23 protein-coding genes and 1 pseudogene are annotated in these 25,028 nt (G+C 70.7%); 10 read left to right on the top strand and 14 right to left on the bottom strand.

Going from position 1 to position 25,028, the window contains the following annotated elements; all coding sequences use genetic code 11:
- Window positions 1-67 precede the first annotated feature (67 nt).
- The 6 genes from ACFQ6X_RS25325 to ACFQ6X_RS25300 form a co-directional block, all read right to left on the bottom strand.
- Entirely contained in the window at window positions 68-1,069 is a 1,002-nt protein-coding gene (locus ACFQ6X_RS25325) for a LacI family DNA-binding transcriptional regulator (protein ID WP_383184749.1), read from the bottom strand.
- 116 nt (window positions 1,070-1,185) lie between these two features.
- The gene (locus ACFQ6X_RS25320; protein WP_329214588.1) at window positions 1,186-2,013 is read right to left on the bottom strand and encodes a carbohydrate ABC transporter permease; all 828 of its coding nucleotides are present in this window, start codon (window positions 2,011-2,013) and stop codon (window positions 1,186-1,188) included.
- A 13-nt stretch (window positions 2,014-2,026) separates the two neighbouring features.
- Window positions 2,027-2,968, bottom strand: coding sequence for a carbohydrate ABC transporter permease (locus ACFQ6X_RS25315; protein ID WP_383184649.1), 942 nt, complete (start codon window positions 2,966-2,968; stop codon window positions 2,027-2,029).
- Window positions 2,969-3,000: 32 nt separating this feature from the next.
- Window positions 3,001-4,293, bottom strand: a complete 1,293-nt coding sequence (locus ACFQ6X_RS25310; RefSeq protein WP_383184648.1) for an ABC transporter substrate-binding protein — start codon at window positions 4,291-4,293, stop codon at window positions 3,001-3,003.
- A gap of 351 nt (window positions 4,294-4,644) precedes the next feature.
- Window positions 4,645-5,745 (bottom strand): DUF4037 domain-containing protein, encoded by a 1,101-nt coding sequence (locus tag ACFQ6X_RS25305; RefSeq protein ID WP_383184647.1) that lies wholly within the window; start codon window positions 5,743-5,745, stop codon window positions 4,645-4,647.
- A 308-nt stretch (window positions 5,746-6,053) separates the two neighbouring features.
- Window positions 6,054-6,632, bottom strand: a complete 579-nt coding sequence (locus tag ACFQ6X_RS25300; protein WP_383184646.1) for a helix-turn-helix domain-containing protein — start codon at window positions 6,630-6,632, stop codon at window positions 6,054-6,056.
- A 47-nt stretch (window positions 6,633-6,679) separates the two neighbouring features.
- Here ACFQ6X_RS25300 and ACFQ6X_RS25295 point away from each other — a divergent pair, with 47 nt between their 5' ends.
- Entirely contained in the window at window positions 6,680-7,537 is an 858-nt protein-coding gene (locus ACFQ6X_RS25295; protein ID WP_383184645.1) for a class I SAM-dependent methyltransferase, read from the top strand.
- A 91-nt stretch (window positions 7,538-7,628) separates the two neighbouring features.
- A complete protein-coding gene (locus ACFQ6X_RS25290; protein WP_383184644.1) occupies window positions 7,629-8,246 on the top strand; it encodes a TOPRIM nucleotidyl transferase/hydrolase domain-containing protein in 618 nt (205 codons plus the stop codon).
- Window positions 8,247-8,249: 3 nt separating this feature from the next.
- Here ACFQ6X_RS25290 and ACFQ6X_RS25285 read toward each other — a convergent pair whose 3' ends face one another.
- Window positions 8,250-8,714, bottom strand: a complete 465-nt coding sequence (locus ACFQ6X_RS25285) for a GNAT family N-acetyltransferase (RefSeq protein ID WP_383184643.1) — start codon at window positions 8,712-8,714, stop codon at window positions 8,250-8,252.
- A gap of 55 nt (window positions 8,715-8,769) precedes the next feature.
- Complete coding sequence (locus tag ACFQ6X_RS25280; protein ID WP_383184642.1) at window positions 8,770-9,657, bottom strand: hypothetical protein; 888 nt, start codon at window positions 9,655-9,657, stop codon at window positions 8,770-8,772.
- Window positions 9,658-9,959: 302 nt separating this feature from the next.
- On the opposite strand from ACFQ6X_RS25280, the gene ACFQ6X_RS25275 reads away from it, so the two are divergent.
- Window positions 9,960-10,634, top strand: a complete 675-nt coding sequence (locus ACFQ6X_RS25275; protein ID WP_383184641.1) for a S1 family peptidase — start codon at window positions 9,960-9,962, stop codon at window positions 10,632-10,634.
- A 75-nt stretch (window positions 10,635-10,709) separates the two neighbouring features.
- Complete coding sequence (locus tag ACFQ6X_RS25270; RefSeq protein WP_383184640.1) at window positions 10,710-11,150, top strand: hypothetical protein; 441 nt, start codon at window positions 10,710-10,712, stop codon at window positions 11,148-11,150.
- 86 nt (window positions 11,151-11,236) lie between these two features.
- On the opposite strand, the gene ACFQ6X_RS25265 is transcribed toward ACFQ6X_RS25270, so the two are convergent.
- The gene (locus tag ACFQ6X_RS25265) at window positions 11,237-11,560 is read right to left on the bottom strand and encodes a DUF6355 family natural product biosynthesis protein (protein WP_383184748.1); all 324 of its coding nucleotides are present in this window, start codon (window positions 11,558-11,560) and stop codon (window positions 11,237-11,239) included.
- Window positions 11,561-12,072: 512 nt separating this feature from the next.
- Window positions 12,073-13,115: pseudogene (locus tag ACFQ6X_RS25260) on the bottom strand (zinc-binding dehydrogenase).
- Window positions 13,116-13,435: 320 nt separating this feature from the next.
- Between ACFQ6X_RS25260 and ACFQ6X_RS25255 the strand changes: the two are divergent.
- The 4 genes from ACFQ6X_RS25255 to ACFQ6X_RS25240 are packed head-to-tail and all read left to right on the top strand — an operon-like array spanning window position 13,436 to window position 18,631.
- Window positions 13,436-14,725, top strand: coding sequence for an ATP-grasp domain-containing protein (locus ACFQ6X_RS25255; RefSeq protein WP_383184639.1), 1,290 nt, complete (start codon window positions 13,436-13,438; stop codon window positions 14,723-14,725).
- Window positions 14,722-15,900 carry a GNAT family N-acetyltransferase gene (locus tag ACFQ6X_RS25250; RefSeq protein ID WP_383184638.1) on the top strand — a complete coding sequence of 393 codons (1,179 nt, stop codon included), beginning with the start codon at window positions 14,722-14,724 and terminating at the stop codon, window positions 15,898-15,900. The genes ACFQ6X_RS25255 and ACFQ6X_RS25250 overlap by 4 nt, the downstream gene beginning before the upstream one ends.
- Window positions 15,897-17,603, top strand: coding sequence for an ABC transporter substrate-binding protein (locus ACFQ6X_RS25245; protein WP_383184637.1), 1,707 nt, complete (start codon window positions 15,897-15,899; stop codon window positions 17,601-17,603). Before ACFQ6X_RS25250 ends, ACFQ6X_RS25245 begins: the two co-directional genes overlap by 4 nt.
- The gene (locus ACFQ6X_RS25240; RefSeq protein WP_383184636.1) at window positions 17,600-18,631 is read left to right on the top strand and encodes a GNAT family N-acetyltransferase; all 1,032 of its coding nucleotides are present in this window, start codon (window positions 17,600-17,602) and stop codon (window positions 18,629-18,631) included. Before ACFQ6X_RS25245 ends, ACFQ6X_RS25240 begins: the two co-directional genes overlap by 4 nt.
- Here the strand turns inward: ACFQ6X_RS25240 and ACFQ6X_RS25235 are convergent.
- From ACFQ6X_RS25235 to ACFQ6X_RS25220, 4 genes are read right to left on the bottom strand one after another with little or no spacing between them, the layout of a single operon-like run.
- Entirely contained in the window at window positions 18,583-19,572 is a 990-nt protein-coding gene (locus ACFQ6X_RS25235; protein ID WP_383184635.1) for an EamA family transporter, read from the bottom strand. The two genes, ACFQ6X_RS25240 and ACFQ6X_RS25235, sit on opposite strands and share 49 nt — an antisense overlap.
- Entirely contained in the window at window positions 19,569-20,873 is a 1,305-nt protein-coding gene (locus ACFQ6X_RS25230) for a Cpe/LpqF family protein (RefSeq protein WP_383184634.1), read from the bottom strand. Before ACFQ6X_RS25230 ends, ACFQ6X_RS25235 begins: the two co-directional genes overlap by 4 nt.
- A gap of 35 nt (window positions 20,874-20,908) precedes the next feature.
- On the bottom strand, window positions 20,909-21,121 hold the full coding sequence (locus ACFQ6X_RS25225) for a ferredoxin (RefSeq protein ID WP_383184633.1): 213 nt from the start codon (window positions 21,119-21,121) through the stop codon (window positions 20,909-20,911).
- Window positions 21,118-22,350 carry a cytochrome P450 gene (locus ACFQ6X_RS25220; RefSeq protein ID WP_383184632.1) on the bottom strand — a complete coding sequence of 411 codons (1,233 nt, stop codon included), beginning with the start codon at window positions 22,348-22,350 and terminating at the stop codon, window positions 21,118-21,120. Before ACFQ6X_RS25220 ends, ACFQ6X_RS25225 begins: the two co-directional genes overlap by 4 nt.
- A 246-nt stretch (window positions 22,351-22,596) precedes the next feature.
- Between ACFQ6X_RS25220 and ACFQ6X_RS25215 the strand changes: the two genes are divergently transcribed.
- Window positions 22,597-23,340 carry an SDR family NAD(P)-dependent oxidoreductase gene (locus tag ACFQ6X_RS25215; RefSeq protein ID WP_383184631.1) on the top strand — a complete coding sequence of 248 codons (744 nt, stop codon included), beginning with the start codon at window positions 22,597-22,599 and terminating at the stop codon, window positions 23,338-23,340.
- 168 nt (window positions 23,341-23,508) lie between these two features.
- The gene (locus ACFQ6X_RS25210) at window positions 23,509-24,972 is read left to right on the top strand and encodes a LysR family transcriptional regulator (protein WP_383184630.1); all 1,464 of its coding nucleotides are present in this window, start codon (window positions 23,509-23,511) and stop codon (window positions 24,970-24,972) included.
- The last annotated feature ends 56 nt before the right edge of the window (window positions 24,973-25,028 follow it).

Genomic DNA, 25,028 nt, shown 5'->3' with positions numbered 1-25,028 from the left:
GCCCGTTCGGGCCGGGGCGGGGGAGCCACGGTGGGCCGCGTGGGGTACGGGGCGGCGAGCCCACGAGTCAGGGCGCGGACGGTGCGGGACCGGTGGACTCCCGTACGACCAGGGTCGGGCGTCCGTCCAGGACCGGCGGGGACACGTCCTCACCGCACCGGACGAGCAGCTCGCGGGCGGCGGCCGCACCGACCCGTTGCACCTGCTGGTCCACGGTCGTGAGCCGGGGGTGCAGCCAGCGGCCGAGCGGCAGGTTGTCGTACCCCACCACCGACACGTCCTCAGGCACCCGTAGCCCACCGCGCTGGGCCGTACCGATGCCGCAGACGGCCATGGAGTCGTTGGTGAACACCAACGCGGTCGGCCGGTCGGGGAGCGCGAGCAGTTCCTCGGTGACGGCGACGGCCGCCCGCTCCGTGAAATCGGTGTGCCGTACGGCGACGGGGCGCAGCCCCGCTTCGGCGAGGGCGCTCTCGAACGCGGCCCGGCGCAGCCCGGTGTGCACCAGCTCGGCCGGACCCGCGACGTACGCGAAACGCCGGTGGCCGAGCTCCAGCAGGTGCGCGACAGCCTCACGGACACCGGCGTCCTGCTGCCCGAGGCCGACGCCCGGCACCGGCGACGCCGGGTCCGGCGTACCCAGCAGGACGGCAGGCAGCCCGAGGCCCCGCAACAACTGGGGGCGCGGGTCGTCCGCCCGTGCGTCGGTCAGCACCGCACCGTCGATGCGGCCTTCCGCCACCAGCCGTTCGTACAGCGCGCTCTCCTGGGCCATGTCGGCGACCAGGTGGAGCAGCAGACCGTAGCCCCGGGGGGCCAGTTCCCCCTCCAGGCCGGTGATCAGCTCGCTGAAGTGCGGGTCGGCGCCGAGCACGTCCGTGGGACGGCGGACGACGAGCGCGATCGTACGGGTACGGGCCCGGCGCAGCGCGGACGCCGACGCGCTGGGCGACCAGCCCAGTTCGGCGGCCGCCTCCAGGACCCGGCGGCGCGTGGCATCCGAGATCCGGCCGGTGCCGTTGACGGCCTGGGACACCGCGGCCGTGGAGACGCCGGCCGCTGCGGCCACAGCCTTGATCGTGGGCCGGGCGGCTCCTTCGGATCCCGCGCGGGCACCGCGCGGGGGCCCGGGTGCCGTGCTCGTGGAATGTCCGGCGTCCTCGGGACGCTCCTCGGTACGTACCTTCACATCTTCACCGCCCCGCTGACGAGAGCCTGCTGCATGCGCTTCTGGAGCAGGGTGTACACCACCCAGACCGGGACCAGGGTCAGTACCGTGCCCGCGGTCAGGATGCCGTAGTCGGTGCCGGTCAGGGACTTCAGGGTGGGCAGGGCCACCTGAACGGTGCGCTGCTCGGGGTCCGGGCCGATGATGACGAGGGAGTACAGGTACTCGTTCCAGAAGGTCAGGAAGTTCAGCAGGAGGATGGTCGCGATCCCCGGCATGCACATCGGCGTGTACACGTGCCGCAGGACGGCGAAGGTGGACGCGCCGTCCAGGCGTGCCGCCTCCTCCATCTCGTGCGGGATCGTCCGCATGAACTGAACCAGGATCACGACGGAGAGCGGCATCGCCGTGGCCGGCAGGAACAGCACCATGAAGGCGCGGGTATGGAACAGTCCGGTCGCCGCGGCGAGCAGGAACGTGGGGAAGAGCGCCGCGAACGTCGGCACCAGGAAACCCAGCGAGAACACCCGCTCCACGAACGCCCCGAGCCGTCCCTCCGTACGGGCGATGGCGAAGGCCGCCGGAATGGCGAGCCCCAGGGTGAGAGCCAGCGCCAGCACCGTGACCAGCACGGAGTTGACGACGGCCGGCCCCAGGTCCGCGGACGAGAAGGCCTCCCCGAAATTGTGCAGGGAGAACGAGGTCGGCAGGGAGAACGGGCTCCCGAAGATCTGGTCGTTCGTCTTGAACGCCGAGACCAGCAGGTAGTAGAGGGGGACCACCAGCAGCGCCGCGTACAGCCACGCGAGGACGTGGGCCGGCAGCCAGGACCTTCCGAACTTCATGGAACCGCTCCGATCAGTAGTTCTGGCGGAAGACGCGACGGATGGTCAGCAGCCCGGCCAGACCGACCAGGAACAGGACCACACCGACGGTCTGGCTGTAACCCAGGTCGGCCGCGATGAACGCCTTCTGGTACACGAGGAAGGACAACGTTGTCGACGAACTTCCCGGGCCGCCCTGGGTGAGCAGCAGCACGTTCTGCGCGGAGCCGAAGAGCGTCCACAGGAACTGAAGCATCGTCACGACACCGACGAAGTCACGGATGACGGGGAAGTGGATGCGCCACATGGCACGCCAGTGTCCGGCGCCGTCGAGCTGGGCGGCCTCACCGATCTCGTCCGGCACACTGCCCAGCCGGGCGGCGAACAGCACCGCCGTGAATCCGATGCCGCTCCATACGTCGAGGACGATCAGGCAGTAGAGGGCGGTGGACGGCGAGGCGAGCCAGGCGTCGGCCATCGATCCCAGACCGACCTTGTCCAGCCCGCCGTTGAGCAGACCGTCCGGCGACAGGACCGCGTAGAACACCATGGCCTTGGCCGGGGTGGAGATCAGGCCGGGGATGAAGAGCAGGTACCGCAGGACGCGGTGGCCCGGCGGCTTCTGGGCGACGTAGTACCCCAGCATGTACGCGCACACGATCATCACGGGCAGTGCGACGACGAGCTGGACGGCCGTGTTGCCCACCGCGTCCCAGAAGACCGGGTCGTCGAGTACGGCGCGCACGTTGTCGAGACCGGCGAAGGAGACCGGCTGGAGCATGCCGGGCCAGTGCAGGGCGGCGATGACGAAGATGGCGACCAGCGGGCCGACCATGAAGACGAGGTACCAGACCAGCGCCGGCACGGCGAGGATGACCCCGCCCTGCTTGCGGCGCGCAGGTGCGGCGGGAGACGGCGACGGCGGATCCGGCCGGCGGACCGAGGCGCCGCCCGGGGCGGACGAGAGCAACGTCATGAGGGGACTCGCAGAGGGCTCGGGCGCGCGGATCAGGCCGTGCGGTAGGCGGATTCCAGGGCGGAGCGCACGGCGGCCGCGCTCGTCCCCCGGGTGAATGCGGTGCTGGTCGCCGTGATCAGTGGCTGGGTGGCCGTCGGAGGTACATACAGGTCGGGCAGGAGGACCTGGCCGACCCGGTCACCGAGCTGCTGTGCCTTGGCCACCAGCGGGAAGTCCTTGCTGACCGTGTCCGTCACCAGAGCCATGTCCCGCCCGCTCTCGGTGATGAAGCGCGAGACCACCTCGGGCCGGTACATGAAGCGCAGGAACTTCTCGACGGAAGACAGCTTCTTGACGCCGTTGGGGCTGATCCAGAAGCCGATGAGGGTGTACGAGCGCAGGATCGTCGGCTTGCTGTGAGAGGCGCCGGGGGCCAGCGGCCAGCCGCCGACCTCGGTGTGGCTCGCCGGCTTCGGGGCGACCTTCGCCAGCGCCGAGGACATCGCGGACTGGATGGCCGCCGCCTCGGTGTTGTACTGCGTGGTCATCGTGTCGGAGGTCAGCCCCTGCGCCTTGTCGGCGAAGACACCGGCGTCGCGCAGCTGGACGAAGTAGTCGATGCCCTCGCGGGCGCCCCTGCTGCCGCTGAAGTCGCCGCTCGTGTAGACCTTCCTGGCCTCGTCGGGCGTGAGGAAGGTCTGGATGATCTGGGCCAGCAGCTTCTGCCCGGTCCAGTCGTTGCCGCCGACGGTGACCGGGGCTATGCCCTTGGCGCGCAGCCTGCGCGCGGCACCGATCAGCTGGTCCCCGGTGGTGGGGACGGAGCCGACGCCGGCGCGGTCCAGCAGGGCGGTGTTGTAGGCGACGGGCCAGTTGGTGGCGAAGTACGGGAAGGCGCGCAGCCTGCCCTTGCCGTCGGTCCACTCCGCCAGAGCGGCGGGCAGGACGCGCTCGCGCAGCCCCCAGTCGTCGAGGTACCCCTTCACATCGACGGTGGCGCCGACATCGGTCCAGGCCAGCGTCTTGTCGTAGAGATTGACCATGACCACGTCCGGCTCCTTGCGGGCCAGCCGGGAGGTCTCGTACACCTGCGGAAGATCGTCGCCGTTGACGAGGTTCTTGACCCGGAGGCCGGGGTTCTCGTCCTCGAACGTCTTCACGACGGCCTTGTAGGTGGGGGAGCCCGGTGCGGTGGTGCCGAGCTGGGTGTGGACGAGCAGGGTGTCGGGGTCGGAATCGGCCGAGGCGAGTGTGGAACAGCCGGACAGAGCGGGAATTGCGGTAGCGGCGGCGAGGCCGGAGCCTGCTGCGAGGAAACCGCGCCGACTCAGGGATGAGCGCACAGCGGGATGTCTCCAACCAGGACGTTAACCATGTGGTTAATCGATGTACCAGTGGGCTGCGAGAAACCTAGAGGCGCTTGATGGAATGGTCAACCCCCGGTTGCGCATGCTGAATATACGGACATATTGGCCAAGTTGGGGGTCGGTGTGCTGGCGCTCAAGTGGGTGGGGAGGGGCGCCACGACGTCGCGTGAGCGCCGCACGACCTGCTCGCCCGCGGCGGATTCTCGCGTCCACCCGATCCGGCGCTACTCGCCGACTCCACGCCGGAGCACCCACGCCCTCGAGAGCCTCCTCAGGGCGGCCCGCCGGACCCGGAGTCTCTCGAGCCCTTCGCGTTCCCCCTCACCCTCACCCGAGGGCGTTGATCGCCGCACGAACCGGATCTTGGCGACCGAGGAAATCCGTGTTGTCCGCCCACTGGTCCACGCTCCCGGACAGGGGCATGCCCCGCAGAACCGGATCGGTGATCGTCCGTTCCAGAGCCTGCGCGAAACGTTCGGCGTGCAGCACCTGGAACGGGCGGCTGTGGTACCGCCGCCGTGTCGGGTCCACGTACTCGGCGAGCCCCGTGTCGTTCTGCAGAGCGGCCACGATCTCGTAGGCGTCGCAGAGGTGCTGCTCGCGCGCCGGGTATTCCGTTGCCGTCACCGCACCCCGCAGGGACGGCATCAGGCCCTCGGCGACCGGCAGTCGGCCGAACGCACTCCCCAGCCACTTGCCGTAGGGTGCGTACCGTCGGCCGAGGAGCAGGCACAGTCGCATCAGGTCACGCACCAGCCGCCCGGTGACCACGGCCGATCCGAGATCGTCCCCCACCTCGGCGCAGCGCCCGACGAATGCTTCCTCCTGGGAGATCCGCTGCCACTGGCAGGCCAGCAGGTACCGCCACACCTCATCGGGGTACCAGGCCAGCCTCCGACGGGCTGCCGTGAGCGTGCCGAGCCCGTCGTGGAACACTGCGCCGCCGGTGACCTCGGCGAGCCTCTGCTGCGGCATCGCCAGCCAGTCACCCACCGTCGGTTCGCCGGACGCCGCACCGGGGCCGAGCTGACCGGTCAGCCACGCGCCGACGTCGTTCACCGCGACACGGTGGTCCACCGGGCCGTCCGTGCGCTCCATGAGACCGATCGGGTCGGCCGGGTCACCATGACGGAAATGGGTCGGCCAGCCCCGCACGTCCTTGGGCAGTCGTTCCCCCAGGAGCTTGTGCAGGTCGGCCCCGAGATCGGCAGCCTCCTTCGGTGCGAGGAAGAGATCCAGGCGCGGGCCCCACTCGTGATCCGCCGACCGTGCGGTATCAAAACCAAGCACCTCCGATCCGGCACCGACCCTCGCGGCGGAGTGCTGAAGGCCCGGATACGCCTCATCGAGGATCGGCCGCACCGCTTCCTCGTAGAGGATCCGCGACAGCTCAAGGCCGGGAAGGAACTCGGGAGCGGGATGCATCATGCGATCACTCTGCGGTGCAAGGACCGCGAAAGCCACCGGGTATCGCCCTGCGCCCCTGCGCTCGGGAGCGGCCGACGTGGGGGGGCGCCGTGACCGACCGGCACGCGCCTGCCCGAAACAGAAGGCGGGGGGCGAAGAACGCCGGTACGGCATGGGCCTGTTCGCTGCGTTCCGCGTGCCTTCGGCTGTGCGAAACGGAATGGGAGTACTCCTGCACCGGTTCCCCTTCCCCGCAGCGGTGCGAAGTCGCAAGCAGTGCTTCCGATTCCGAGACTGCCCAGGGTCACCATGACGGGTGGCGGCCAGGTTCAGGTCTGGGTGTGGAGGTGGTTGCGCTTCCCGTCGTGATCGAGGATGCACAGGATCTCGGCCGGTCCGCCGTGGGCCTTGATGGCATGGGGGATCATGGTGGAGAACTCGGCTGCCTGGCCTGTCTCGACCCGCATGGCGCGCTCGCCGAGGATCAGCGTGACGGTCCCCGACAGGACGGTGAACCAGTCCTTGCCGGGGTGGACCCCGAGCTGGTCGACTCCCGGGCCTTGCGCTTCGTCGGTGATGCGCATCTTGGCGACCGTCATTCCGGCCGGACCGGATCCGCGGTTCAGGAGCCAGGTGGTCAGCCCGCGCTGCTCGTCGCGCTGGGGCCTGATCACGACGTCGTCGTCATCGACGGTCTCCACCAGCTGGTCGAGCGAGGTGCCGAGTGCCCGGGCCAGTGAGGTGAGCTGGTCGAGGCCGATGCGCCGGTGGCCGGTCTCGATGCGGCTCAGGGTGGACGGGCTCAGGAAAGCGCGCTCCGCGAGGCTGTCGAGCGACCAGCCGCGTGCCTGCCGCAGGCTCCTGATGCGCATGCGGACCGTGCTGTCCAAGTCGCTTTCTTGCGTCATACGCAAGAGCATATGCCGTTACCGCAAGGCGCGACTATCGTCGAAGCATGAACACCACCGACACCGGCGACCTTCACGCGCACGCGCACCCGCATCACGCCGGGGACGATGCAGGCACCGTCGCGATGGCCGAGCTCCTGGAGCTCGACGCCGAAGTGCTGGAGGGCTACGTCTCGGAGCTGACCGCCTGGCTCGGGGAACTGGCCGTCCGGGAACCCGGTCACATCGTCGACCTGGGCAGCGGGACCGGGACCGGTGCCATCGCACTGGCGCAGCGTTTCGCCCAGGCCGACGTCACCGCTGTGGACCTGTCCCCTCAGATGCTCCGGCGACTGTCGAACAAAGCGCTCACGCTCGGGCTCGCCGACCGGGTGCGGGGGGTTCAGGCTGATCTGAACGAGGGCTGGCCGGCGCTCGACCCCAGTGACCTCGTCTGGGCGGCCGCCTCCCTGCACCACATGGAGGACCCCGACAGCGTTCTGGCCGGAGCATTCGCGGGCCTGCGGCCGGGAGGACTCCTGGCCGTCACCGAGATGGACTTCTTCCCCCGCTTCCTGCCCGACGACATCGGGGTAGGCCGCCCGGGCCTGGAAGCGCGCATCCACACCCTGCTGAACCCGGGCCCGGCCGCCGACTGGACCGATCACCTGGCCCGTGCGGGATTCGTCCTGGAAGCCGAGCGGCCCTTCGTCGTCAACCTGCCGGCCCCGCTGCCCGCCGCCACGGCCCGCTACGCGCAGGTGTGCCTGCGGAAGCTGAGCTCGCACCTCGATGGCCGGTTGCCCGCCGATGACCGGGCCGCACTTGATGCCGTCATCGACGGTGACGGCCCCCACGGAGTCCTGAGGCGTGAAGACCTCACTGTCCGGACCACCCGGACCACTTGGGCGGCCCGCCGCCCATGAACCCGTCGGACGTGCCCAAATGCCCGCCGACGACCGGCGCGCCGACTGAAACTCCCTACCGTGCCAGCCGGAAAGGGCGGAGACTCCTCCCATGGCTGACATGGGATTGTTCCGGGAGGCGGTCACCGCATGGGCGGCGGGTGGTCCCGGCGACCCCGCGCGGGAGCTCGCCGCGGGACTGGCTGTCCGGGCGGTCGTCCTGCTCGAAGGACCGAGCGACGTCGCAGCGGTCAGCGCGCTGGCCGCGAGCCGCGGCCGGAACCTGGCAGCCGAAGGAGTCTGCGTACTGTCGATGGGCGGCGCGATGAGCGTCGGGCGCTTCGCACAGATCCTCGGGCCCCCGGGCCTCGGCCTCCGGCTCACCGGACTGTGTGACGAGGCGGAGACCCGCTACTACGCACGGGGCTGGGAGCGGGCGGGTGCGGCACAGGAGGGGTTCTTCGTCTGCGCCGCTGATCTGGAGGACGAGCTCATCCGCGCACTGGGCGTGAGACGGGTGGAGGAACTCGTCCGCGCGGAGGGCGACCTGCGTTCCCTGCAGACCTTCCTGCGCCAGCCCGCACAGCAGGGCCGCACCTCGCAGCAGCAGTTCCGGCGCTTCCTCGGAACGAAGAAGGGGCGCAAGATCCGCTACGGCCACGTCCTCGTCGAGGCCCTCGAGCCCGACCGTGTACCCGCCCCGCTCGACGACCTGCTCACCAGCCTCTAGCCGTCAGGGGCGAGCAGCGGACGGGTCGCGCGGGCAGAGGTAGAACAGCTCGGGGTCGCCCTCGTCCAGACCGTGGAGCAGGCCGACCGGGCTCCAACCCGCACGCTGGAGCAGCCGCTGCATCGGCTGGTTGGACACGTTCGTCGAGGTGAACAGCTTCGGGGTGGTGCGTGAGGCCGCCGCGTGGTCCAGCAGGCGGGCACCCACGCCCCGGCCACGGGCGTCGGGTGCCACCATGAGCATCGTGACAAACCCCTGCTCGAAGAATGTGTACTCCACCACGCAGTAGCCCAGGGCTCCCGACGCGTCCTCGGCCATGGCGACAAGGCCCTTTCGGCACCACCGCTCGATACTCAGGTGCCGTTCGCCGGTGCCCTCCGCTGCCACCGAGTCGATCTGCAGCAGCGCGTCCGCGTCCAACTCACTCGCGCGGCGCACGGCGAACTTCCCGAGATCCTCTACGGCCATGAGGGCCATGCTGTCAGTCGGTTGCGTACGTTTGCACACCGTCCGGTGGCCGCCGTCAGATTGCGGAGTTCTGCTTCAGGACCGACACAGCGGCTACGGTCCGGTATCCGCGCCACTCGAGGGCGGCTGCCGGCGAGTAACTTGCGAAATCGACCAACCAGCCGCCGTCGTCCTGCTGTTCGGCAGCCAGGCGGCTCAGTTCGGCGTCGATGACGTCCGCGTCGTACAGCGTGCGTGCGGGACGGCCTGGAGCGGGGGCGATGTCGAGCGGCCGGATCACCTCGTCCACGGAACCGCCCGCGACGGGCAGCAGGCCGCCGGCGGGGATGAACCGGCGGAGGCCGTCGAGCAGGGCTCCCGCTTCCTGGCGGGTCTCGGACGCGGCGTCGAGGAAACGGATCGCGAACGACAACTCGACCGCGTGGGGGCTGTCTCCGATCGCTTCGATTGCGGTCAGGCAGTACTGCGTCGCACGGTCGAGCCATGGATGGGCGGCGACGTCGGAGTCGTGCGCGGCCACCCGCAGGGCCGCGCCGGCTGCGAACGAGGTGCTCTGCAGGGTGGAGACCTTCGGATCGGCCTGCGCCCAGAACGGTGCGCAGCCGCTTGCGTCCTTGACCGGCAGCGCCAAGGGCAGGCCGCCGTCGGGTAGGGAGACCGACGCGAGCCAGTCGCACAATTGAACCGCGTGGGGTGTGGTGACAGGAGCGATGTCCTGGAACACCTCGAACGCGTGCAGCGCGCCTGCGGGCTGGCTCTCGGGCGCACGCAGGTCCGGTTCGAGCCCCCAGCCGTACCCGCCGTCCGGATTGCGGTAGCCGTCCACGGCGGCGAGTGCGGAGCCGGCGTCGGCTTCGCCGAGGAGCAGTTCGAAGCGCCGACGATCGAGTACGCGGGCGTGCATGGCCATGAACGAGGTGGCCGCGGAGAGGTCTGCAGTCATGGATCCACCATGGCACCGTCGGCGGCGTTCGGCTTGAACGTTCTGACAGGTCTCGCTTCGGCAGCCCGGACGGGCTATCGAAGCCGTGGCCCGTCCGCTTCCCTCCGCTTTCCGTCCCGGTCCTGGGTAGCTCGAATGGCGCCTTTCCGACTGACGGAACCCTCCCCCGACCGCCCACAATGGCAGGCGCATGACATGAGTGACATGACGTCGTCGCACCACGGGGAGGGAACATGAATGCGCACCGGACAGGTAGACCATTCCGCGGAGCGTTCCGCGCAGCCACCTCGGCGGTTGCCGCGATGGCCCTGCTGCTCGGCTGGTTCACCGTCACCGCATCGGCGGCGTACGCGCAGGAGTCGGGCGGCACGGCCACCCGGGCGGTCGGCAATGCCCTCGAGGTACGTGGCGGAGACGTCATCTACAGCAACGCCGGAACGCGCTGCACCGTCGGCTTCAACGCCCGCAGCGGCAGCACCCTCTACGGGCTGGTGACGGGTCGCTGTGCCCAGGGAGCCGGCAATTGGTACGCGGACGCGAGCCTGAGTGTGTTCGTCGGCACCACCGCGAGCGCGAGCTTCCCCGGCAACGACTACGCGCTCGTCCGCTACTCGAGTTCGTCGGTGGTCTTCCCCGGCGAGGTCTCGCTCGGCACCGTCGGCCGGGTGCAGGACATCACGGGCGCCGCGCATCCGACGGTCGGTCAGTCCGTCTGCCACGTCGGCCGGGTGACTGGATACCACTGCGGCACGGTCACGGCCGTGAACGTCACGGTCAGCTACCCCGAGGGGGCTGTGAGCGGACTGTTCCGCTCGAACATCTGCTCCGAGCCGGGCGACGTGGGTGGCCCCGCGTTTGCCGGCAGCACCGCACTCGGGGTCATCGTCGCCATCACCGGAAACTGTGCGACAGGAGGCGCCACCTACTACCAGCCGGTCGTGGAGTGGCTGTCGGTGTACGGCCTGTCCCTTTACTAGGGCTTGTCCAGGCGATCACCCGTCCCTGCGCCTCGATGATATTTTGACCGGAATCGTGGAGGGGCGGACGAGTCAGTGGACGTTGACCTGCGGCGCGCGGCTGCCGTGGCGCTGGCCGAACTCGGACGAAGCGATGACTGGCGTGACCGGGCGGACGCCGGTCACAGCCTGGCAGGGTTCGCCGAGATGCCGGAGGCCGTAGAGCCCCTGCTGGGGCTTGTGCTCGACTCTGGTGACACCTTCGTCACCCGGCGGACCGCGGAGGGCTTGCTTCGGCGAAAGGACACGGCCGGACTGACGATCGTCGCGTCCGCACTGGCAGTCGCCAACGACAACCATGCCGATTGGATCCACACCGCAGTCGTCGATGTCTTCAGCATCTTCTCGGACGACCTGGACGAGGCGCTACGGATCTACGAGGAGATGGCGGGCGACAAGGACGATCGCGTTGCCCGGGGGGCCCGTCGGCTGCACGAGAGCCTGGCAGGGATCGATCCCGTTCTTCGCCCTTCATAGCGGGGGTTCGACGGCCTGGAGGTACTGGCTGCGTCCAGCCCGGGAGCCCGCCGCCGGGCCGTTCGCGGCACTCAGTCACATCGGCATCAGTGAGGTGAGTGTCCGGTGCGATCTCCGCTCCGGCACCCGGCACCGCCGATGTAGTAGGCGTTGAGGTAGTTCGGACCCGCACCTGGCAGTTGCGTAGGTCCGGGGCTGACACAGAGATGGAAGTCGTTCCCGCTGCCGCCCCCTCTGACATCGACATGGACCAGCACCGTGGTCTCACCGCAGTGGTTGTATGCGGCGAACTGGGACTCCCGGACGCTGTACCGGAAGAAGCCGCACTGCGGGGCAGAGCTCGCACCTGCTTGCCGCACTTCCGGACCAAGGACGGATTCTGCAAAGGACGGACCCACGGAGGTCGCCATTGCAGTGGCGATGAGCGCGCTCGACGCCAGTGCGACGGCGACTCGAGGAGATTTGGTCAGGGAGAGCTTCACGAACATTCCTTACGGCGAGCCATAACGATGGACGACGAGCTGATTGCATTCGGCGGCGCCACGACACCAATTGCGCAGCCACTCACCGGCAGAATCACCATAACTCTACGTGTGTGGGTTGTGGCTTTATGTCACCGAATCGAGTGGTGGGGCGAAATGAAACTCCAAGGGGCAGCATCTTCGGGATGATTCCGCCGATCGCCGCCGACGTCGCGAGCCTGGAAGCAGGGTGGTCACCTGGCTCCCGGACTGTCCCGCACGCCGCTCTTCGCCTGCCTTCCCGAGGACGCGGTCAGTCGCTGGGCGCCCGGGCGCCGCACCCAGCTCGCAGGTACCGTCGGCCGTTCCGGTCCACTCTGCGGCACGATCAACGAATTCCAGCGGGCTTCGGGTCAAGCCGCCCGGCAGTGCCGGCCGTGTCGCAGGCGTGCCGTCGAACATCACGGAGTGATGGTGATCTTCCCTACGTGAGTGCCGCGCCGAAATTCCTTCTGGGCGGCACGGAGTTCGGTCAGTCGGTAGTTCCCGGCGATACGCGGCCGTACGGTGCCGGCCCGAGCCAGATCGGCCAAGGAGGCGAAGTGGGCGCGGGTGTGCATCGAGGAGCCGATGAGGCTGAGGTTGTGCAGGTACAGGCGGCGCAGGTCGAAGGTGACGACGGGTCCGGCGACAGCTCCGGCGATGACCCAGCGGGCACCATCGCGCAGCGCGGGCAGGAGGTGCTCGAGCCACGGTCCGCCGGCCACGTCCGCGACGGCATCCAGTCCCTCGGGCGCCAACTCCCTCAGCCGGCGTCGTAGCTCTTCGGGGTCTGCCTCCCGGGAGACGACGGCCGCGGCGCCTGCCTCCCGCACCGCGGCCGCTTTGGACGCGCTGGTGAGCGCCACCACCCGTGCGCCTCGTGCCGCGGCGAGCTGGACGAGCGCGAGTCCGACGCCACCGGAAGCACCGGTCACCAGCACCGTCTCCCCGCCCCTGACGCGGGAGCGTTCCAGCATGCCCAAGGCCGTGCCGTAGGCCACCGGAGGGCGGCGAGTTCCTGGTCCGAGAGCGGGGAGGCACTCATGTCGTGGACGCGGGCGGCATCGACTGCGACATAGGAGGCGAAGCCGCCGTCCGCTTCGCTGCCGAGCAGTCCGACGGGCACGGCGTCGTCGCGCTCATCCGCGTAGAAGGCTGGATCGACCAGAACCCGGCGACCCACCCACGCGTCGGGCACGTCCTGGGCTGTTTCGCTGATGACGCCCGCGATGTCGCCGCCCTGGATGCGGGGGAAGTCCAAGACTCCGCGCCAGCCGGCCTTCGCCTCGGGACGACCAGGAAGCCCGTAGGCGCCCTCCCTGGTCCACACGTCAGTGTTGTTGACAGCCGCCGCGCCCACGCGCACCAGCACCTGCCCGGGCCCCACGACGGGGAGCGGCCAGTCGGCCCGAAGCTCGAGTGCCTCCGGGCCTCCGTGCCGGAACAGAACGGCGGCAGTCATCACGGTTTCGTTCACCCGCCCATTCTGCGGGCAAGGATCACGCCCACCGAGGGTTGAACGAGCGGGTGTCGTACGTCGCGCCGGCGATCACCCCCCGCGAAGCCGCCGGGGCTGCCGGGGAGCAGACGCTGACAGGGCGTCATGCCCCGGCACCTGGCCGTACCCCACGTCATGAGCACCCCGGCCCTTCCTATGCGCCTCGCCCGCCGCCTATGCGTCCTGCCGCCCGATGCATGGCACCGCCCGGCCGGAGGCGGTTCAACTGAACCCAGAGAACCCGGAACCGGTCGATTGCACATCACCCACACGGGAGGCGTCCGATGACAACACCTCTGGCCGACTACGCTCAGTTCGCCGGAAAGCGGATCGCGATCGTCGAGCACATGCAGAACCACCCCTTCGTCCTGGGCCTGAAGCAGGCTCAGGAACACGGCCTCGAAGTGTGGCTGCTGACGGGTGACCGGTCCTGGTACACCCATGGACACGACTGGGACACCCACCCGCTGTCCATCGTGGACCGTGTGATCGACGTCGACACCACCGACCTCGACGCCGTGCTGGCCGCAACCACCGGCGAGGACGGTGCGCCCCTGGTGGACGGCCTCACCTCGTTCTCCGACTACCACACCGAGCTTGCGGCGCACGCCGCGCGCCGCCTCGGCCTGCCGGGGCCCGACCCGGACGCAGTGCGCACCGCCAACATCAAGGACCACCTGCGGATCGCGCTCGGCGACCAGCCGTTCAACATCCCCCATGTGCTGGTCAGCCACCGGGGCCAGCTCGAGGAGGCGGCCCGCAGGCTCGGCTTCCCGATGATCGCCAAGCCCCCGGCCGAAGCGATCAGTTACGGGGTGCGCAGGGTCGACGACCTCGCGGGGCTCATCGAGGCGTGGGAGGAACTCTCCACCGTCCGGCACAGCCTCCGCGGCCAGCCCCGCTCCGGTGACGTCCTGCTCGAGCAGTACGTCGAGGGCGAGGAGGTCAGCGTCGAGACGATGACCGTGGACGGGCACACCCATGTCTTCGGCGTCACCTCCAAGGACCTCTTCGGCGACCCCGCGTACATCGAGTGCGGGCACACCTTTCCCGTACCGCTCCCCGACGACGAGCGCGACGAGCTGTACAGGGTGGTCCGCACGACCCTGGAGATGATCGGCTACCGGCACGGCCCCTGCCACACCGAGGTCCGGCGCACCGAGTCCGGCTGGCGGATCATCGAGGCCAACCCGCGCACCCCGTCCAGCTGCATGACCATGCTGGTGACCGACGTCACCGGCCGCAGCCCGATCCTGGACGCCTGGCTGCTCACCATCGGCGTCACCCCGCCGATCGAGCCGGTCGTCCACCGCGGCGGCGCCGCCGTCCGCATGATCTACCCCACCCGGCGCGGGACCCTCGCGCGCATCGACGGGCTGGATGCCGCGGCGGCCGTGGCGGGCGTCCAGGTGCTGCTGCACGTGGAGAAGGGCGACCACCTGCTCCAGCGCATGGACAACTCCTCCTGCGTCGGATTCACCTACTGCAACGGCCCCGACCGGGTGGCCGCCCAGGAACTCGCGGACAAGGCCGCCGCCCTGCTGGACTTCGTCGTCGAGGAAGACCTTCGGTGAGCCCGTATACCGAACCCGTCGCACCGGCGGGCCCGGACGGCGTACGCGCGGTCGTCAACGCCGACGGGCTGGAGGCGGCGGGCTGGAACTCGCTGCTGGGGGCGGAGGACTTCTTCCAGACCCCCCGGTGGCTCACCGTGCAGGAGCACAACTCCGGTACGGCGATGGACTTCCTCGTACGCGACCGGGCCGGCACCCCGGTCGCCGGGCTGGTGACCGCATGGGCCGACACCTCCGTCGCCTGGCTCCTCGCCCGGCCGGACGCCATGCTGAAGCGCGCCCTGGAACAGGACGTTCCGGAGGCCGCCGGCGTGCTTCGCGATGTCGCCGCGGGTGGCCCGGACACCCTGCTGCCCTCTTTGGTGTGCGGAGGACGACACCTGGGCCGGACCCGGACGCTCGCTTCCGCCGACGCCACGGAGGAGGACCTCGCCGCCCTGCTGGACAGGGCCGAGACGATGGCGGCGGACCGGAACGCGGCCACCGTCTGCTTCCCGCACGTCGACGTACGTGACACCTCTCTGGTCGCCCTGCTGGAGCGCCGCGGATACAGCAACCACCCCTCCGACCACTACGCATGGCTGGACATCCCGCCGGGCGGCTTCGAGCAGTTCGTCGAGGAGATGAGCGCCCACCGCCGCCGCCGGGTACGCCTGGAACGCCGGGCGCTCACCGAGGCCGGCGTCGAGGTGAACGTCGAGCCGCTGACCCAGGCGCTCTGCACCCGCCTCGGACAGCTCGACGCCAACCTCCTGCGCAAGTACGGGAATCCGGCCAGCGACGAGGGCTCCGCCCGCATGATCGGACGGATCGCCGAGATCATGGGCGACGACGTCCTGGTGTCCGTGGCGCGGCAGCGCGGCAGCATCATCGGCTTCGGCATGGTGCTGCGGTCCCGGGCCCGCGGCGAGGAGCAGTGGTACGGACACCGCGCCGGGTTCGACTACGAGGCCCAGGGCAAGCTGCCGCTCTACTACGACGTCCTGTACTACCAGGTGCTGGACGCCGCCGCCAAGGAGGGCGCCACCGTCCTGCACGCCGGGATCGGCAGCGTCAAGGCGAAGCTCGCCCGCGGCTGCCAGGTCAGCGAACAGCGCTCCTACCTGCTGCCGATACCCCGTACCGAAGGCAACGCGGGCGCGCCCGCCGACGACCGGGAGACGACCACACGATGAGCGCCGTGACCGACCTCCAGGAAGGCGGCGGCTGGAACGCCGCCGTCGGAGCGAGCGTCAGCCCCTCCGTCCGTCGCGGGGGCACCCTGCGGCTGGTGTCCTCCGCCGACGTCGACTCCCTCGACCCCGCACGGACCTACTACGTCTGGGTGTGGCTGCTGCAACGCCTGCTCAACCGAACCCTGATGGCCTACCCCACCGACCCGGGACCGGCGGGCCTCGTCCCCGTACCCGACCTCGCCGAGGCGCCCGGGGTACCGAGCGACGGCAACCGGACCTGGACCTACCGGCTCCGCGAAGGCGTCCGCTTCGACGACGGCACCCCGGTGACCTCGGCCGACGTGCGCTACGCCGTCCAACGGATCTTCGCCCAGGACGTGCTCCCCGGCGGCCCGACCTACCTGGTGCCGCTCCTGGACGACCAGGACCGCCCGTACTCCGGGCCCTACCGGGACGACAGCGAGGACGGCCTGCCCGCCGTGCTCACCCCCGACCCGCGCACGATCGTCTTCCGGCTGCGCACCCCGTTCTCCGACTTCGACCATCTGATGGCCCAGCCCTGCGTCTCCCCGGTGCCCCGACAGGCCGACACCGGCGCCCTCTACGGCGAGGACCCGCGCTGCACCGGTCCCTATCGTGTGGCCCGTCACCGGCCGGGCAGCAGGCTCCTGCTGGAACGCAACCCCCACTGGGACCGGTCCACCGACCCCGTGCGGCCCGCCCTCCCGGACCGGGTGGACGTCACCATCGGCCTCGACCCGGACGAGATGGACGAGCGGCTGACGGCGGGGGAGTTCGACATCAACCTGGAGGGCCGCGGCCTCCAGCACGCCGCCCAGCACCGCCTGGCCGATGACCCCGTACTGCGCTCACGCACCGACAACCCGAGAACGAGCTTCCTGCACTTCGTCTCGCTCCAGCCCCACATACCGCCCTTCGACAACGTGCACGTACGCCGGGCCGTGCACTACGCGGCCGACAAGATCCTTCTCCAGGAGGCACGCGGCGGGCCCGTCACCGGAGGCGATCTGACCACCGCGCTCTTCCCTCCGAGGCTCGCCGCCCACCAGCCGCTGGACCGCTACCCGACCGGCCCGGATCTGCGCGGAGACCTCGATGCCGCCCGTGCCGAACTCCGGGCCGCCGGACTGCCCCACGGTTTCGACGCGGTCATCGGCACCCAGCGCGGCAAGTTCCGGCTGGTCGCCGACGCGGTCGTGGAGTCCGTCGCCCGGGTAGGCATCCGGCTGACCGTCAAGGAACTCGACGTCGCCACCTACTTCAGCCAGGGCGCGGGTTCACCGGAGACCATCCGCAAGCACGGGCTCGGCCTGATCGTCACCGACTGGGGCGCCGACTTCCCCACCGAGTACGGCTTCCTGGCACCCCTGGTGGACGGCCGGCTGATCCGTCCCGGCGGCGGCAACTGGAACATCGCCGAACTCGACGACCCGAAGATCAACGAACTGATCGACACGGGGCTGCACACCGCCGAGCCCGCCTCCCGCGCCGAACTGTGGCGCGAGGTGGAGCGCCGGGTCATGGACCATGCGGTCATCCTCCCGCTGGTCCACGACAAGACCCTGCACTACCGGGGCCCCCGCGCCACCAACGTCTATGTGCACCCCGCCTTCGGCCTGTACGACATCCAGGCCATGGGCGTCACCGATACCCGCACCGACCGGGAGAACGACACCGTATGAACAACGCAGCAGCGGATCTCCGCTTCGTCCCGCTGGACGCCGGTGACACGGCCACACTCGACGCCTGGGTCCGGCTGACCACGGACAGCGCCGAGGACGTCCCGCTGTCCGCCGCACCGCCCTGCGTGGCGGACCTGACCGGGTCGGTGCGCTTCGCACCGCCGGACACCACCCTGGCCGGCGAGGTCGCCCTCCTCGGCGGCCAGGCCGTCGGCGCGCTGCGCCTCGTGCTCCCGGACGGGGCGCCCGTCGCCGTCGTCGACCAACTGCTGACCGCACCGAAGGAGCGCCGCCAGGGGATCGGGACCGCCCTGTTCCGGCGGGCCCGTGCCCTGGCCGGACAGCACGGCCGCACACTCCTGGTCGCCGATCTGGTCCAGGCGCTGCACGGCGGGCCGCCCCGGGACGAGGGCCCGGCCGTGTTCGCGGCGGCGCTGGGCGCCACCCCGTCCGACGGCCCGGAGGGCGTCCACCAGTGGCTCGACCTGGACGCGCACGACCCGCCGGCCGACAACCTTCCCGAGGTCCCGGCCGGCTACCGGCTCCAGCGGTGGGGGACCGTCACGCCCGACGCGTTCGCGATCGCCGTGTCCGAACTCGGCCAGTCCCTCGGCGAGGCAGGCCCGGAAACCTGGGACCGGGGGCCCGAGGCGGTCCGCACCAGTCATGTGCGGCGCTTCGAGCGCATGCGGGTGGGCCGCGGGCGGCGCGCCTACCACGTGGGCGCCGTCCACGAGGAGACAGGCGAACTGGCCGGCTTCACCAGCGTCTCCAAGACCACGGGCAATCCGGAGCACGCACTCCAGGGCATGACGGTGGTGGCCTCCGCCCACCGGGGCCACCACCTGGGTCTGCTGCTCAAGCTCGCCAACCTCGCCCATGTACGGGAGTACGAGCCCCGGGTACGGCTGATCGAGACGGCCAACGCCGACGACAACCACCCGATGATCGCCCTCAACGAGGCAATGGGTTTCGTCCCTCAGGAGCGATGGGTCTCCTGGGAGGCACCGGTCGCCCCGGCCGGCTGACCGTCCGGTGGCTGCCCCCCGCGCCCCTCGTGGACGCGGGGGGCAGCCGTACCGCCCGTACGCTCGCGCAGGAAGCGCGGCAGCCAGCCCGTTCCGAGCAGCACCCCGGCGACCACGGCCACTCCGCCGGCCACCGCCCATCCGGTGGGCCGCTCGTGCAGCGCGAGCCAGGCACCGGCCATACCGACCACCGGCACCAGCATCGAGAACGGCGCCACCACACCGGCCGGGTAGCGCTTGAGCAGCGCCGTCCAGATCCCGGATCCCACGACGCTGCCCAGCACCGCGATGTAGACGAGCGCGACCAGGCCCGGCCAGCCGTCGGGGCCGAACGCCGACCCCAAGGCCCGCCATCCCGTGCCCGGTCCTTCCATCACGGCCGACAGCGCCAGCAGCGGCAGCGGCGGGATCACCGCCATCCACAGCGCGAAACGCAAGGGGTACGGGGGCTTCGCCCGGCGGCTCGCCAGGTTGCCGGCCGCCCAGCCGAGCGCCGCGAGGACCGTCAGTACCAGCGGCAGCAGCGGCGCCGTCCGCGCCCGGTCCACCGCGATCACCGCCATCCCCAGCACCGCCAGACCGATGCCGGCCAGCTGCCGCCCGGAGACGCGCTCGCGCAGCAGCAGCGCCCCCAGCAGCACGGTGAACGGTGCCGACGCCTGCACCACCACGGACGCCAGACCCGACGGCATGCCCTGCTCGATGGCGAGGAACAGCAGCCCGAACTGGGCGACGCCGAAGCCCAGTCCGTACCCGAGCAGCCAGCGCAGCCGCACCTGCGGACGCGGCACGAACAGGACCACCGGCACGGCCAGCACCAGATAGCGCAGCGCTGCCAGGAAGAACGGCGGGAAGTGGTCGAGGCCGACCCGTACCGCAAGGAAGTTCAGTCCCCAGAGCACGGCCACCAGCACGGCCAGCGACCGGTCCCGGGGGGTCACCGGGAAGTACCGGAGAGCAGGCCGGATTCGATGACGCGGCCGCCCATGCCCCGCAGGAACTGCCCGTCGCCGATGAGCTTCTGGTCGTCGGCACACTGCTGGAGCACGACCGTGTACCGGACGCCGCCGGCGTCCTCCAGCAGCCAGCAGAACATCATCACCCCGGGGCACGAACCGCCCTTGAACACCGCGCGGGGCCAGCGGGCCGAGTCGATCGGGACTCCCGGGTACGCCGTCAGGACGGCATCGACGACCCCGCTCGCGTCCCGTATCCCGTCCTCCACCAGTGCGCCCAGGACCCGTGCCACGTCCCAGGCGCTCATGTGCCAGTCCAGACCCAACCGGTGCACAGCAGGCCCGAGCTCGGAGCCGCGCACGGTCATCGGGCCGGCGATCCGCTCCAGCAGACGCCTGCGGCCCGCCTCACCGGAGCCGACCCACTCGGCCCGCAGCTCCGGTGCGCCCCAGCCGATCTCGAAGACCTCATGGCTCGTCAGGAACGGACGCAGCAGCGACGGATCGCCGTGCGCGGCGTCCAGTACGGCCCGCTCCACCGCGTCCCGGCCCAGCAGGTCCTGAATCAGGTCGGCGGCGGTGTTGTCGCTCATCGCGATCATCTTGTACGCCGTCTCGCGCACCGACACCCGGGAGCCGTCCGGCAGCTCCTGCATGTCACCGGTGGGCAGGCTCCGCAGGGCAGGGGAGATCGTCACCTCGTCGTCCCACCGCACGGTGCCTGCGGCCACCGCCTCCGCCAGTGCCCGCATCAGATACAACTTGTACGAGGAGCCGTTGGGCATCGGCCGGTCCGCGTCCTTGGCGTACAGCGTCTCCGTCACCCCGCCGGCCACCCGGGTCACCAGCGCCGACCAGGTCACTCCTGGTTGCTCCAGTGCCCGCGCCAGGTCGTCCCACGCGCGCACCGGCGGCGTCACCACTTCAGGGCCCAGATGCAGGACCCGGATCAGCCCCGTGGAGTCGAGCGTCAGCGACAGCGTGGAGCGGACCCCCGGCGGACCTTCCAGGGTCACCCACGACTTGTGGGCCACAGGCTGGTAGTCGACGACCGTGAACGGGCCCAGGTCGCGCCACTGTTCGAGCGTCGCGGCGAAACCCTGCGGATGCCGGGCCAGGAACACCGGGACGAAGTTCTCGGACAGGTCCTCGTCCCGGGGCGCCCCGGAGGTGGTGAGCAGCTCCACCGCCCAGCGGCTGCGGCGGCCGAGCGGGGTGTCGTCCCCGTCGAGCGCCGCCCGCGCGTCCGGGTGCACGGAGCCGTCGGAACCGGGCAGATCGATCATCATCGCTCCTCGACGGCCGTTGCCGACCGGTGGTGTCAGTCCTCGGTGACAGTGATGGCCGTGCAGGGGCAGAGTTCGGCGCACAGCCGGACCGTCTCGTGCAGTTCGGGCCGCGGTTCGGCCGCCAGCAGGACCACGGTGCCGGTGTCCGGGTCCTGGTCGAAGACCCGCGGTTCCGTCGCCGCGCAGCGGCCCATCGCACAGCAGGCGTCCGTGTCCACGGCCACGGTCAGCCGACCGGCGCTCACCAGGTCACCGGCAGCGAGCCGAGCCCGTAGCTGGACACCTCGTGCCTGAAGTCCAGTTCGTCGAACGGGACGGCGAGCCGGGCGCCGGGCATCCAGCGCAGCACGGCGGCCAGCATCTCCTCCAGCTCCACCTTGGCCAGCCACTGGCCGAGGCACTGGTGGATGCCGTGGCCGAAGGCCAGGTGGCGGCGGGCGTCCCGGTGCGGGTCCAGGGTGTCGGGGTCGGGGAAGACCGATTCGTCGCGGTTGCCCGCCGACAGGGACACGACCACGCCCTCGCCCGCCCGGATCGTCACCTCGCCGAGTTCCACGTCCTCCAGCGCGGCGCGGGCGAGGCCGTTCTGCACGATGGAGTGGTACCGCAGCAGTTCCTCGACCGCCTTGGGCAGCAGCTCGGGGTCCTTGGTCAGCGCCTCGGCCAGGCCCTGGTCGGTGACCAGGCTCAGCAGGCCGAGACTGGCCTGGCTGGTCGTCGTACCGTGCCCGGCGACCAGCAGCAGCCGGCACATCGGGACCATCTCCTCGACGGTCAGACTGCCCTTGCGTACCTGGTCGACGACGAGACGGCTCAGCAGGTCCTCGCCCGGCTCGGGCGTCCGCATACGCTCCTCGACCACGTCGCGCAGGAGGCCGTCCAGCTCGTCGCGGGCGGCGGCGACCTGCTCCGGCCGGTACCCGCGGTCGATGAGAATCCCCGCGCGGTTCTCGATCAGCTCACGCTGCTCGTCGGACACGCCGAAGAGCAGGGCGATCACACGGGAGGGGACGGGGATCGTCAGCCCGCGCACCAGGTCCACCGGACGCTCGCCCCCGACCAGTTCGCCGAGCATCCCGTCCAGGTGCTCCCGCAGCACGGGCCGCATCGCCTCGGCCCTGCCGTGCAGGAAGTCACGGGTGAGCATGGACCGCAGCCGCGTGTGGTCGGGGTCGTCCATGCGGATGAACGAGGCGGTGTGCGGCTTGTCCCGCACCAGGACGGACGTGGTCGTCATCATCGGGAAGCCGGGGGCGCTGGTCACCGCGGTGAACCTGCGGTCCGCGAGAACCGCGCGGACGTGCGGATGCGCCGTCACCAGCCACACCTGGCTGCCGTCCCACATCGTGATGCGGCTGGCGGCGGGGCCGGACCTCAGAAGGGCGAGCGGAGGGGGCGGATCGATCGGGGAGACGCGCTCCATCGGGTAGGACGGCGCGGCCGTCACCTTCGGGGATGCTGCGTCCTGCGTCATGGGTCCCACCTATCGCTGCACGGGCATGCCGACATGAAGTAGCGGCCCCATCCTCACCGCCCGCACCGCGACCTCCCCTACGGGGCGGACCGACCCGCATAACCAGCCACGAACGCACATAACAACGGCCACCGGGAGCCGTTCACCGGGCGTCGGCCCCCTGGTACCGTCGGCGCGCCGCACCGTCGGACGCCCTGTGTCGGCCGGATTGCCGGTCCGGCCCACCACCCCGAGAACGAGGACCACATGAGTTCATCGCTACAGGGACAAGTCGCACTCGTCACAGGCGCCGGCTCGGGAATCGGCCGGGCCACCGCACGCGCCCTCGCCGCAGCCGGAGCATCGGTAGCCCTCGCCGCCCGCCGCGTCGACCGCCTCGAAGCACTGCGCGGCGAACTGGAGGCGGAAGGCGCCGTGGTCCAGGTGCTCGACCTGGACGTCACCGACGAGCAGGCCGTGGCCGCCGCCGTACGCTCCACCGTCGACACGCTCGGCCGACTCGACATCCTGGTGAACAACGCCGGGCTGATGCTGCTGGGACCGGTGGAGAACGCCGACACCACCGACTGGGTCCGGATGATGGACACCAACGTCATGGGCCTGATGTACATGACGCACGCGGCCCTCCCGGAACTGATCAGGAACCAAGGCACCATCGTCCAGATCTCGTCCATCGCCGCCCGCGTCGTCGGACGCGGCAGCGCCGTCTACAACGCCAGCAAGTTCGCCGTCAACGGCTTCAGCGAGGGGCTGCGCCAGGAGGTCACCGAGCGCGGAGTACGCGTGGTGGTCATCGAGCCGGGCACCGTGGAGACCGAACTGCGCGACCACATCACGCACGCCCCGTCCAAGGCGGCGATCGCCGAACGCGTGGCCAAAATACGGCAGTTGCAGAGCGAGGACATCGCCGACGCGGTCCTGTACGCCGTCACCGCGCCCCCGCACGCCACCGTCAACGAGATCTTCATCCGCCCCACCGACCAGGCCTGAACCACGCTCCTCCCGGCGGGCGCCGCACTGCGCGGTGCCCGCCGTCGTGCTGTCCGGGGCCGCCTCCGGCGAGGGGAGCGAGAGGAGAGAACGCCTGCCTAACGTGAGCCGCAACAGGCCGTCACAGGTGAAGAAGAGGCGTCATCCATAACCGTAAGGAAGCCGTCCGTGCCTTCTGCGATACACGTGCCCTCCGTTCCCGACCGGTTGACGCGGTTGCCCCTCTCGCGTTCGGATCTTCGGCTGCTGGACGCGATCGGACAGTGCGGTGACCTCCCCGAAGCCGCCCGCAGGGCGGGACTGAGAACGGCAGCCGCCCAGCGCCGGCTCGACCGGCTGGACCAGGCCACCGGCCTGGGGCTGACGCTGCGCGGCGCGCGTACCGCACGGCTGAGCCCGGACGGCGCCCGCGTGCTCGTGGCGGGCCGGCGGTTCTTCCGCCAGGTCGACCAGGCCGTGCAGACCGAGATCTACGGGCGCGGCAGCGAGGCGCTGAACGCACCCCGCATCCTGAACATCGCCACCGCCGAACCGCTCATGGAGGACCTGGTCGAGGACGCGGCCGACACGCTGGGCATCCTCCTCTCCGTCAGCCACGACACACCCCACCAGGTGCTCCGTCAGCTCGCCGGGTACCGGGTGGACGCCGCGCACACCTGGGGCCTGAACGCCCTCTCCGACGCGGTCGAGCGCACCGTGCGCACGTACGAAGTCCTGGACGACCCGCTCTGGGTGACGCTGCCCCTCGGGCACCCGCTGGCGGGCCGCGACACGGTCTCCCTCGCCGATCTGCGTGACGACAACTGGGTGTCCGAGGCCGGGCCCCAGGCCGAGGTACTGGTGAGCCGCGTCTACCAGCTCGCAGGTCTCACCCCGCCCGCCCGCATCCAGGTCACCGGAGCGTCGGTGGCCCGGGGGATGCTGCGGCGCGGGGACGCCATCGGCCTCGGCTCCCCGGCCTGCCCGGCCGTGTTCGCCCCCTCGCTGGTCCGACGCTCGCTGGTCGAGCGGCCCCGGCGGGCCGCCGGACTACTGGTCGATCCCACCGTCGTCCCCGGCGCCCTGGCCCAGCAGCTGGCCGCGCTGCTCACCGCCCGCTGCCTGAGCAGGTTCACCCGGCACCACGGGGACATGCTGTGCGATCCGTGGTGGGCCGACTGGCTACGCGGTCAGCGAGCGGGGCTGGAGCGGCGCACCGACGCCGCACGCAGCCTCCAGGCCCCGCCGGCGCTGCCCGACGAGTCCGTCCAGGTCGATGTGGAGGACCTCCATCTGCTGCGCGCGGTGTCCGCCCACGGCAGCATCAACCGTGCCGCGACCGTCCTGTCCATCAGCCAGTCGGCTCTCACCCGTCGCATCCACCGGCTCGAACTCCGTCTCGGTGCAGGGCTGCTGCTGCGCAGTTCGCGCGGCACGGACCTGACGGCGCCGACCCGGCAGTTCCTGGCACGGCTGGCCGGCTTCGAGGCCGAACTCCGTACGGCGGGCCTCATGGGCGGCGCGGGGGACGCCCTGCCGCCGGCGGAGACGGGCGGCGGCACGCAGCGCCGCACGCACCGGGGCGGCGCGGTGCGGGCGGTACGGGCCGCGCCCCATCCTGGCTCTTATACAGATCTGACGCTGGCGACGTAGTAATTAGTGTCGATCTCGGGGGGCGCCGGAGCCTTGTGGGGGGGGGGCCGGGGCGC

The organism is Streptomyces sp. NPDC056452 (genome assembly GCF_042796085.1).
In the GTDB taxonomy this organism is placed as follows: Bacteria; Actinomycetota; Actinomycetes; order Streptomycetales; family Streptomycetaceae; genus Streptomyces.
This window is presented reverse-complemented; position numbering and strand designations above follow the sequence as displayed.